This is a genomic window from Roseovarius sp. MBR-51, from assembly GCF_053628575.1.
Map to the genome: position 1 here is coordinate 177960 of NZ_JBRJGQ010000004.1, position 10035 is coordinate 187994.

Here is a 10035-nt window from a genome sequence, read left to right on the forward strand (position 1 = left end):
CTCAGGCGTGCAGGCTGAGGAATTGTGTAAGCCTGCCCGCAAAGGCTTGGGGAGCCTCGATCAATCCGAGGTGGCGCAGGGCGGGCAGGATCAGGCACTGGCTGTCCGTGATCTCTGCGGCGATGGCCTCGGCCATGGTCGGGGTTGAGCCGCTGTCGTTTTCACACGTCATCACCAAGCTGGGCAGGGTTAGCGGCGGCTGGGGCCGGATCAGTTCGGTTACGCCCTCTGCCAGCACGAGCCGATGCGCCGCATAGCTGGCGGGATCGGTGGCGAGCACGGTTGCGCGGATGGTGTCGATCTTTTCGGGGCTTGAGGCGCGGAACTCGGGGGTGAACCACCGTTCCAGCGCGGCGTCGATGGTCGCGGCAGGGCCGCCTGCGGCGGCATCGCGCGCCTGTGCCGCGACCCGCGCTTGCAGGTCGGGGGCCCGTTCATGGGGCGAATTTAGGATGGCGAGCGCCGAGACACGGGCGGGGTGATCAAGCGCCACGCGTCGGTTGATCATGCCGCCAAGCGAAAATCCCACGAGGGCCGCGTGCGGCAGCGCCAGCCGGTCCATCAGGGTGACGAGTTGAAGTGACAGCGTGGAGAGGGTGAGCGGCCCCGCGTGGGGGGCGCTCTGCCCATGTCCCGGCAGATCGTAGCTGAGCACGCGGAAGCGTTTCGCCAAGAGCGGCGCGATCACGCCCCATGTGCTGTTGCGCGACAGACCAAGGCCGTGGATCAGCACCACGACGGGGCCCTGTTCGGGGCCGCTCAGGTCATAGGCGGTGCCATCGGGGGAGAGTGCCATTCAGATGCCAGCGGGATTGTCGGGATCATGGCCCATTTCGCGCAGATCCTCGTAGCGGTTGCCGATGCGGTGATGCGGATGCCCGCCAACCGACGCGCCAAGGGCGAGGATGATTTCATCCTCGGCGGGCGCGTCTGGCACAACGGTGTGGATGGTCTGGTAATGCGAGCGCCGCCCGGCGTCGTCCTTGTCCATCAGCGGGATCATCAGGGCGGCCCCGGCGGCGCCGCGGGTGTTGGTGAAGGCGAGGTAGGTCTTGGCCTTGACCGCGTCGCGGAACTGATTGCCGAACCAGAGCGTGTGGGTGAGGGCCATGGCATGTTCCAACTCGCCGCCCATGCCGACGACGCTGGCCTTGCCATAGCCTTCGAGGCGGTCGCCGGTGACCTCAAGGATCATGTCGGTCAGCATGCGGCCCAACACCGGGCCTTGCGCGCGAATTTCGGGGCCGAGATCCTCGACATGACCACGCCCGAACCACGGGTTGCGGATGATCGCCATGGCGGCGACGAGCAGCGTGGGGTCGGCCACATCCTTGCCGCCTTCGCCGTGGGTGCGTTGCACGAGGGTGAGGCTGCGGCGAAGCTCTAGGGTCATGGTCTGTCCTTGGTGATTTGAGGCGGCCGGTGGAAGGTGACACAAAGGGAGCATTCTTGAAAACGAATTGTTTTGCTGCAAACATGCGGAAAATCCGAATTGAGAGTCCTTGATGAACATCACCGCCTTGCAGACCTTTCTGGCCATCGTCGACACCGGCAATCTGGTGCGCGCCTCGCAAAAGCTGAACGTCACGCAATCGACGGTGACGGCGCGGCTCAAATCGCTGGAGGATGAGCTGGGGCAGCAGCTTCTCAATCGGCAGAAATCGGGCACGACGCTGACCCCGGCGGGCACCAAGCTGTTACGTTATGCGCGGATCATGACCGGGCTGTGGCGGCAGGCGCGCTATGAGACGGGTTTGCCTGCGGGTCTCAGTTCGGTCTGCACCTTTGGCTGTGATCGCGAGTTGTGGCACGGGCCGGGGCGGGCGTTTTTCGATGGGGTGGTGCAGGGCCATCCCGATATGGCCGTGTCGGTGCAGCAGGGGGGCGGGCGCGAGTTGGAGGATTGGCTGGCGGCGGGGTTGGTGGATGTGATCCTGACCTATGGGGCCTCGGCGCGGGGCAATCAGACGGTCTATGCGTTACCGCCGGAAGAGTTGGTGCTGTATTCCGACCGCGAAGTGACCTCGATTCGGGCCGATCCCAAGTATATTTTCGTGGATCACGGCGAGGACTATCGCCGCGCCCATGGCGAGACCTATCACGATGCAGGCATTGCGCGGGTCAGTTTCGACAGTTCTTTTTGGGCGCTGCAATTCCTGTTGGAGCGGGGCGGGTCGGCCTATTTGCCGCGTGCATTGGCGGCCCCGCTCGTGGCCGAGGGGCGGCTTTTTGAGTTGCACGAGGCGCCGATCTATAGCCGCAAGAAGATGCTTGTGGTCAATGACAGTGCTGCGGCGAATTGGGAGTGGTTCGCGCCCTTGGTGGGCGCGCTCAGGGCGCGGTCGGCGGATTGGCTGGAGCATCCTGACCGTCGGTTTGTCATTCCGGGCTAGGGGATGTTTCTATTGCGCCTCGTGCGCCCCCCTATTCTAGAAAGGCGCGCTCTTCGTCCGGGGTCATGGGCTGGCTTGCGCCTGTGGCGCTGAAGAAGGCGTCAAGCGCGTCGAGGGCTGAGGCAGGGGCATAAGCGCCCGCTGCATCCGCCGCGCCAGCCTGCGCCATGGCAAACTGCAACTGCCAATCGCCATCTGCGCGACAGGCAACGGCGACATAGCCGCCGCGCTCGGGTGTTGCCGCCTCATATTCTCGGCAGAACTGGCCTGCTGCATCGGTGAAGGAGGCGACCACGGTCAAGGCGGTGCCATCCGAGAGTTGCGCCGCATTCCCCGAAGGCAGGCTGTCGAGGCGTTCGGTAAGGGCGATGCTGAAGGGCGCGCCACGCGGGGTCTCTTCTGCACCGCCTGACAGAAGCAGCCCCGCGCCGATTCCAACGGCGAGGGCGAGGCTGGCAGCGAGGGACAGCGGCTGCCAACGGGTCGGCGCGGCGGGCGCTGGCGCTGTGCGCAGGGACACCACATTGGATGCCTCCGGCGGTGCGCTGGCCTCGCCCATGGCGCGGACGCGCGCGATGAGCGCCTCGGAGACCTGTGCATCGGGATGGTCCTGCATCGCTTGCTGTGCCAAATGTGCGGTCTCGACGAAGAGGGCGTAGCGTGCAGCCAAAGCCTTGTCGGTGACAATCTGGGCAAGCAGTGCCTCGGCCTTGGGGCCTGTGATTTCGCCATCGGCGAGGGACATCAGTGTGTCGTCATCAATCTGCATCGGTTCTGCTCCTTCCCCTTGCCTGAGGATAACGGCTGGGGCTGCTGTCTATTCCCACGGCTTTTGCAAGGGCAAGCCGGGCGCGACTGAGGCGGCTCATGACGGTGCCCTGAGGGATGTCGAGTGTCGCGGCGGTTTCGGCATAGCTCAACCCTTCGATGCAAACCAGATGCATCACCATGCGCTGATCCTCGGGCAAGTCCGCCATCGCGATGCGCACGGCGTTCAGGGTCAGCCGATCATCTGTCTGGGCGGCGCTGTCGATAGGATCAGGTTGCGGGCTTTCGTGGATATCAACGGTCTCGCCGCGCGTCGCGTCGCGTCGCAGGGTGTCAATCCACGCGTTGCGGAGAATGCGAAAGAGCCAAGCCTGTAGATGGGTCGCGGTGTCAAACCGGTCTCGGGCGCGAAACGCGCGCTCGGCCGTGATCTGCACCAGATCGTCGGCGAGATCACCGCGGCGGCAGAGCGACAGCGCAAATCGCTTGAGGGCGGGCAAAAGAGCCACGACATCCTCGGTGAACTTGTCAGACATTGTGGCTTGGCCTCTGAAACTGGGGGGTGTCGGGAATAAAGTCTGATCTATTTCGTTTTACACAACATGGCATGTAGCGTGGGGACGACAAGAGGAGAAAAACAGGTGAGACAGTGGCGACCAAGCGCCGTGCTGATTTTGATTGGCCTCATTGCCCTGACCGGGCCGTGGTTTTCTGGGCTGTCCCCGGTCAGTGTGGCCTGGGCTGACGATGGCGACGGGGATGGGGATGGCGATGATGGGGATGACGGCGATGATGGCGGCGGCGGGTCCGGTGCAGGTCGTATCGGCGTCGGGGAAACCAGTTTCCGCGAATACCGCCGTAATTTGCGCTCGCTGTTCAATCTTCAGCTGCCTCGCCGAACGCAACGCGCAAGCCCTGCGCCGCGCGCCGCGCCCCGCCCGACCGAGGCCGAGCGTGAGATCATTGCACGCGGTCTGAGCGATGAAGACGCCGCAGCGCTTGTGGCGCAGGGCTACGGCATTTTGGACCGCGTTGATCTGGCGAGCCTTGGATTGACCATGCAGCGGCTCTTGGTGCCCGAAAACACCAGTTTGCAAGAGGCGCGTGCGGCGGTTCAGGCACTGCCCACGGGTGAGGTGGCGGATTTCAATCATTACTACCGTGCCGGTGCAGACATGGCATCGGATGCGGTGGGGACAGAGAGTGTCGCGGAGCCATGTGAGGGTCTGCATTGCCCGGCGCGCGGCTTGATCAACTGGCCTGATCATATCGGACCGGGGGGCTGCGGCATGCCGGTCATCATCGGCATGATTGATACCGGGATCAATACCGACCACGCGGCGCTTGCGGGGGCGCAAGTGGCGCTCCTGCGGGTGGCACCTGAAGAATACAATGCCTCGGATGCCATTCATGGGACGGCTGTGGCCGCTCTTTTGGTGGGCGATGCCGCCTCGCGCGCGCCGGGTCTCTTGCCCGGTTTGCCGCTGGTCGCGGTGGATGCGTTTCACAAGGCGTCAGGGGATGAGCGCGCCGATGCCTTTACTCTCGTGCGCGGTCTCGATCATCTGGTCGAGGCCGGGGCGACGGTGATCAACCTCAGTCTCACGGGCCCAGCCAATGCGGTGTTGGAGCAGACATTGGCCGAGTTGGAGCGCGCAGAGGGGATTGTGGTCGTGGCAGCGGCGGGCAATGGCGGGCCCAATGCCCCGCCCGCCTATCCTGCCGCCTACGAGAGCGTGATTGCCGTCACGGCGGTGGACAAGGCAGGGGGCCCCTATCGTCGCGCGGGACGGGGTCCGCATGTGCATCTTGCCGCGCCGGGGGTCGAGGTTTGGACGGCTGCGTCCATCAAGGGGGCGCGGTGGAAAACCGGCACATCCTTTGCCGCCCCCTATGTCACCGCTGCTGTGGCGCTCTGGCAACAGACGCATCCGGGTTCGTCCCCGGCGGAAATCCGGGCCGCCTTGGCGCAAAGCGCGGTGGATCTCGGGGAGGCTGGAACGGATGACATCTTTGGTCATGGACTGCTAAATCTTGGGAATAGCTGCCCGAACCCGGCTCGGGTCGGCATCATTCCGGTTCTGGCGGATTAGATTGGCCCAGAGCCACGGCTGTCACTGGTGACGCTCCAGCATTGGGCGCAGGGCGACGCGGGCCCGGAGTTTGGTGGCGAGCAGGTACATGCCGCCAATCTTGCGGTGCAGGAACATCGTTGCGGGCGGGGGCACATGGGTCAGATCGCGCTCTGACCCCATCGCCAGCCCCATGTCGCGCAGGGTTTTCATAAGATCGGCGCTGCCGAAATCAAACGGTGTGCTCTGGCGCAGCGGGGCCATGGCGGTGTTGAACATCTCGAGGATCAAATCCTGATGCCGGGTGGACGTCGCGGCATCAAAATAGCCGATGCGGAGCATGGCGGCGCGGGTGCGAGCGGCATCGCACTCGAGCGCGGCGTTCAGCAAGCCACGAAAATCCTGTGTGAGATCCGGGGCAATCGCCATTACGGCCCCAAAATCCAAAAGGACGATGCGGCGCGCGGCCGTGTCAAAGCGGTAATTGGCGAGGTTGGGATCGGTCTGCATCAGGCCAAAGTCGAAGAGTTCCCGCAAGGTCAGAGCGATCAGATGCTGTGCAATGTGGTCGCGCAGGTCTTGGGGGGCGTCGATCAGCGCGTCTATGGGCTGGCTCTCGATATAGGACATGGCCAGCACATGTGGCGTGCTGAGATCGGTGTGGAGGTCAGGGAGACGGAACGCGTCTGAACCCGCGAGACGTTTCTGAAACGCGGTGAGATGTCGGGCCTCGGAGAGGTAGTCGGCCTCTTGATGCAGGTGCGCCTTGGCCTCGCGCAGTATCGGGCCAAGGTCCATCTCGCGCGGGATCAGGCCCGGCACGCGCAAGAGTGTCGCCAGATTGTCGATGTCGCTGTCGATGCTGGCGCGCACGCCGGGATATTGCACCTTGATCGCAAGATCGCGGCCATCGACGGTCTGCGCGCGGTGCACCTGTCCGATCGAGGCGGCGGCGAAGGGGCGCAGATCGAAGCGTTTGAACCGCCCATACCAGCCCGCACCCCATTCGGCATTCAGCACTGATTGCAGCTGTTTCGGGGGCATATGCGGCGCCTCGTCGCGCAGGGCGGCCATGATCGCGGTCATCTCGGGCGGCAGCACAAGGCCTGTGTCCATCGACAACATCTGCCCCAGCTTCATCGCCGCGCCACGCATCTGGCCCAGATCTCGGGTCACGCGCCGGGCTGTGGCGGGCGTCAGCAGCAGTCCGGGAAGCCGTGGTCGCTGGCCTTGCGCGGCTTGACGCACTCCACTGGCCACCATGTCGCCCAAGATACCGGTGGTCATGCCACCAAGGCGCAGCATGCGGCCAAGACGGTTGCCGGGCACGGGGTAAGACCCGTCCAGATCGTCGTTGCGCGCCATTTGATCCACTCCTCAGCCCGATGTGAGGGGCAAGATGGGGCGCTGTCGCGTGATTGCCAGACCATGTTGCGGGGGCATAAGCATCGATCAGGCGGTGCTACCCGGGACGAGACGGAACTCTATGCGGGTGATTTTTGGCGGAGTTTCGCCGGCGAGGCTGCGCAGGATGTGATCTGCCGCGACAAAACCGATGCGTTCGCGATTGGACGCGATGGTGGTGAGAGGCGTCGGCAGTGCTTGCCCGATGCTGAGGCCGTTGAATCCTGCAAGGGCGATGTCACCGGGAAGCGATAGCCCGGCGGTCTGACAGTGAAAGACGCCGCCGACGGCCATGTCATCATTGGAGAAGAACACCGCTTTGGGGGCCGGGGACGCGGTGGCGAGAAGCTGCGCCAGACCTGTCCGACCCAGTGGCACCGAGGATGGGCCGTCAAGCATGAGCGTGTTTGCAAGGGTAAGGCCCACTTCGGCTAGACCGTCCTTGAACCCGTCAAGCCGGGCCAACGCGCGAAAATCGGTTGAGATGTCATGACCGATATAGGCAATTCGGCGATAGCCGCGCCCGATCAGGTAATGCGCCATCGACCGTCCGGCGGCGCGGTGCGAGAAACCGACGACCATATCGGCCACATCCGAGTCGGTATCCATCACCTCAACCACTGGCATTTCGGCGGCGCGCAACAGGCGGCGCGTCGCCTCGTTCCCGGCGGTTGGGGCCAGAACGAGGCCCGCAGGTCGCCATGACAGCAGGTCGCGCAAGAGGTGCTCTTCGCGGGCGGCATCATAATGTGAAATGCCGAGGATCGGGTGATATCCGTCCTGTTCGAGGCGGGTTTCGAGGCCCTTGAGCACATCGGCAAAGACGATGTTCGAGAGTGAGGGCAGGATCACCGCGACCTGACGAGAGGCCCCGCCCGCGAGCGTTCCGGCCAGACGGTTTGGCACGTAATTGAGGGCGCGCGCGGCCTTTTCGACCTTGAGGCGGGTGTCATTGGCAACAGCGCTGCCGCCCCGCAAGGCGCGGCTTGCGGTGATTTCACTCACGCCTGCGGCCTCGGCCACCTGCGAGAGGGTCGGGCGGCGGGGCGGTGGATCGGGCGGGTTCGGGTCCATAACTCCAGATTGCGCAAAATGATGGCGCTGTCATTGAGAATCTGTGTGGGAAGGGGTGCAGAGCCGCTCGGCGGCGCGCCGCGACTTGTTCCGCGTGGGGAGGATACGGTCATTTTTGGCGACACAGGAGTTCAAGTTCCGAGGCGGCTTCTCTACCTCCGGCGCCATCGGACAGAACCATATTGACAGCGCTGTCATTACTTGGTTCAGTCCGGATCGAGGGGGATTTGGCGTGCGTATTCTGATCACCGGAGCAGCGGGATTCATCGGTCAGCGGGTCGTGCGCGCGCTCTCGGAGCGGGACAGCCTGATCGTGGATGGTCAAGAGCGCCGGATTGCGGCCCTCCTTGCCACAGATATTGCCGAGGCACCGTTGCTTGATCTGGCGCAGTCCTGTCGGCGGGTGCATGCCCTGCCGGGGGCGCTGGACAGTGCGGAAATATTGGCGCGGGTTGTCGAGGATGCGCCCGAGTTGGTGATCCATCTGGCCGGTGTCGTCTCGGGTCAGGCGGAAGAGGATTACGCGCTGGGCATGGCGGTCAACTTGCAAGCGACGATTGCCCTGATCGACGCCTGCCGCAGCCTGCGCAAACCGCCGGTGTTTGTCTTTTCCTCGTCTGTCGCGGTGTTTTCCTGCGCCGACAATGACACGATTACAGAGGAGACCCAGCCCGCGCCGCTGTCGTCCTACGGCACGCAAAAGCTGATGGGGGAATTGCTGGTGCGCGATGCCAGCCGCAAAGGGTATATCCGGGGCCGCGCGCTGCGCTATCCGACCATCGCGGTGCGGGCGGGCAAGCCCAATCGCGCGGCATCGGGCTTTGCCAGCGGGATCATCCGCGAGCCTCTGGCGGGGATGGCGGCGGAATTGCCGGTGGGGCGCAATTTGCGGATGCATCTTGCCTCGCCCGCCAAGGCGCTCGACTATACGCTGACCGCCATAGGGCTGGCGCAATCCGATCTGGGTCTGGAAACCACCGTGACCCTGCCGGGGATTTCGGTGACGGTGGGGGCGATGCTGGATACGTTGGAGACCTTGGCGGGGTCCGAGGTGGCGGCGCGCGTTACAGAGCGGCCCGATGCCGCGATCGAGCGGATCGTGACCACATGGCCGGGGCAGATCATCACGCCGCGCGCCGAGGCGCTGGGATTTGCACCCAACGGGGATTTTGCAGAGATTGTGCAGGAGTATATGGATAGTCTGGCACGGAACTGACGGGGCACGGGAGGCTCCGGATGACTGAACCAACGAAAACCAAGGAGGAGGATCACATGAGACATTTTGCACTGGGTGCGCTTGCCGCGCTGGGTCTGGCCACCACGGCCGGGGCACAACAGAATATCGTGGTGGGCCACGCGCTGTCACCCACATCGCATTACGGGGTGGGGGCGCAGGCCTTTATCGACACGCTGACCGAATTGTCGGGCGGTGCCTTTACCGGCGAGCAGGCCCCCGCCGGGCAATTGGGCGGCGAGCGGGACATGATCGAAGGGCTGCAAATCGGCTCGCTCGATGTGGTCATCACCTCGACCGGCCCCTTGGGCAATTTCGTGCCGCAGGTCTATGCGCTCGATCTGCCGTTCCTCTTCCGTGACTATGACCATGCCCGCACCGTGCTGGATGGCGAGATCGGGCAGGAATTGCTGGATGAGATCAGCAAGAACAATCTGGTGGCGCTGGCCTGGTCCGAGAACGGGTTTCGCCATGTGACCAACTCGCAGCGCGCCGTGCGCACGCCCGAGGATCTGGCGGGGCTCAAGCTGCGCACGATGGAGAATAAGGTGCATATGGCGGCTTTCGAGGGCATGGGTGCTGCTCCGACCCCGATGGCCTTTCCTGAACTGTTTACCGCGTTGCAGCAGGGTGTCGTGGACGGTCAGGAAAACCCGGTCACGGTGATCACCGCGTCGAAATTCTGGGAGGTGCAGAAATATGTCTCGCTCACCGGGCATGTCTATTCGCCCGCAGCCGTATTGGCCTCGCCGGTCCTGCTCGATGGTTTGAGCGATGAAGAGCGCGGCTGGTTTGCAGAGGCGGCCAAGGCCTCGGCGGCGGCGACGCGCGCAGAGGTCAACCGGCTTGAAGAGGCGGGCGTCGCGCTCTTGCGGGAAAACGGCATGGAGGTGATCACCGACATCGACAAGGCCCCGTTTGCGGCGCTGGCCGAAAAGGCGTCTTACTCGGTCTATACGGATCAGTATGGCGGCGAGATGATCGAGCGGATCAAGGCCGTCGAGTGATCCAAGGCACGAAGCTGCCCCCGGCGCGGGGATCGCGCCGGGGGCTGACGGAAGGGCAAAGATGTCGTTGTTTCTGAGATTTG

Annotated in this window: 10 protein-coding genes; 4 read left to right on the forward strand and 6 right to left on the reverse strand. The window is 64.1% G+C overall.

Annotation, left to right across the window (positions count from 1 at the left end; all coding sequences use genetic code 11):
* Position 1: 1 nt before the first annotated feature.
* Together ACSSVY_RS07345 and ACSSVY_RS07350 are read right to left on the reverse strand one after the other, a co-directional pair.
* Positions 2-796 (reverse strand): alpha/beta fold hydrolase, encoded by a 795-nt coding sequence (locus tag ACSSVY_RS07345; protein WP_454268753.1) that lies wholly within the window; start codon positions 794-796, stop codon positions 2-4.
* Entirely contained in the window at positions 797-1393 is a 597-nt protein-coding gene (locus ACSSVY_RS07350; RefSeq protein ID WP_454268754.1) for an amino acid synthesis family protein, read from the reverse strand. It abuts the gene before it with no gap.
* 112 nt (positions 1394-1505) lie between these two features.
* On the opposite strand from ACSSVY_RS07350, the gene ACSSVY_RS07355 reads away from it, so the two are divergent.
* On the forward strand, positions 1506-2393 hold the full coding sequence (locus ACSSVY_RS07355; RefSeq protein WP_454268755.1) for a LysR family transcriptional regulator: 888 nt from the start codon (positions 1506-1508) through the stop codon (positions 2391-2393).
* A gap of 31 nt (positions 2394-2424) precedes the next feature.
* Here ACSSVY_RS07355 and ACSSVY_RS07360 read toward each other — a convergent pair whose 3' ends face one another.
* Complete coding sequence (locus ACSSVY_RS07360) at positions 2425-3162, reverse strand: hypothetical protein (protein WP_454268756.1); 738 nt, start codon at positions 3160-3162, stop codon at positions 2425-2427.
* Positions 3152-3697, reverse strand: a complete 546-nt coding sequence (locus tag ACSSVY_RS07365) for an RNA polymerase sigma factor (RefSeq protein WP_454268757.1) — start codon at positions 3695-3697, stop codon at positions 3152-3154. The genes ACSSVY_RS07360 and ACSSVY_RS07365 overlap by 11 nt, the downstream gene beginning before the upstream one ends.
* Positions 3698-3802: 105 nt before the next feature.
* On the opposite strand from ACSSVY_RS07365, the gene ACSSVY_RS07370 reads away from it, so the two are divergent.
* The gene (locus ACSSVY_RS07370; RefSeq protein WP_454268758.1) at positions 3803-5254 is read left to right on the forward strand and encodes a S8 family serine peptidase; all 1452 of its coding nucleotides are present in this window, start codon (positions 3803-3805) and stop codon (positions 5252-5254) included.
* 21 nt (positions 5255-5275) lie between these two features.
* Here the strand turns inward: ACSSVY_RS07370 and ACSSVY_RS07375 are convergent, their stop codons facing one another.
* Entirely contained in the window at positions 5276-6598 is a 1323-nt protein-coding gene (locus ACSSVY_RS07375) for an ABC1 kinase family protein (protein ID WP_454268759.1), read from the reverse strand.
* Between the two features lie 87 nt (positions 6599-6685).
* On the reverse strand, positions 6686-7711 hold the full coding sequence (locus ACSSVY_RS07380; RefSeq protein WP_454268760.1) for a LacI family DNA-binding transcriptional regulator: 1026 nt from the start codon (positions 7709-7711) through the stop codon (positions 6686-6688).
* A 232-nt stretch (positions 7712-7943) separates the two neighbouring features.
* Between ACSSVY_RS07380 and denD the strand changes: the two genes are divergently transcribed.
* Both denD and ACSSVY_RS07390 read left to right on the forward strand, forming a co-directional pair.
* Positions 7944-8927, forward strand: coding sequence for a D-erythronate dehydrogenase (denD, locus tag ACSSVY_RS07385; RefSeq protein WP_454268761.1), 984 nt, complete (start codon positions 7944-7946; stop codon positions 8925-8927).
* A gap of 56 nt (positions 8928-8983) precedes the next feature.
* Positions 8984-9952, forward strand: coding sequence for a TRAP transporter substrate-binding protein (locus ACSSVY_RS07390; RefSeq protein WP_454268762.1), 969 nt, complete (start codon positions 8984-8986; stop codon positions 9950-9952).
* Positions 9953-10035 lie beyond the last annotated feature (83 nt).

Excerpts from the sequence above, each read along its gene's own strand:
- ACSSVY_RS07350 (WP_454268754.1), bottom strand. The coding sequence starts at position 1,393 with ATGACCCTAGAGCTTCGCCGCAGCCTCACCCTCGTGCAACGCACCCAC.
- ACSSVY_RS07375 (WP_454268759.1), bottom strand. The coding sequence starts at position 6,598 with ATGGCGCGCAACGACGATCTGGACGGGTCTTACCCCGTGCCCGGCAAC.
- ACSSVY_RS07380 (WP_454268760.1), bottom strand. The coding sequence starts at position 7,711 with ATGGACCCGAACCCGCCCGATCCACCGCCCCGCCGCCCGACCCTCTCG.
- ACSSVY_RS07345 (WP_454268753.1), bottom strand. The coding sequence starts at position 796 with ATGGCACTCTCCCCCGATGGCACCGCCTATGACCTGAGCGGCCCCGAA.
- ACSSVY_RS07360 (WP_454268756.1), bottom strand. The coding sequence starts at position 3,162 with ATGCAGATTGATGACGACACACTGATGTCCCTCGCCGATGGCGAAATC.
- ACSSVY_RS07365 (WP_454268757.1), bottom strand. The coding sequence starts at position 3,697 with ATGTCTGACAAGTTCACCGAGGATGTCGTGGCTCTTTTGCCCGCCCTC.
- ACSSVY_RS07390 (WP_454268762.1), top strand. The coding sequence starts at position 8,984 with ATGAGACATTTTGCACTGGGTGCGCTTGCCGCGCTGGGTCTGGCCACC.
- ACSSVY_RS07355 (WP_454268755.1), top strand. The coding sequence starts at position 1,506 with ATGAACATCACCGCCTTGCAGACCTTTCTGGCCATCGTCGACACCGGC.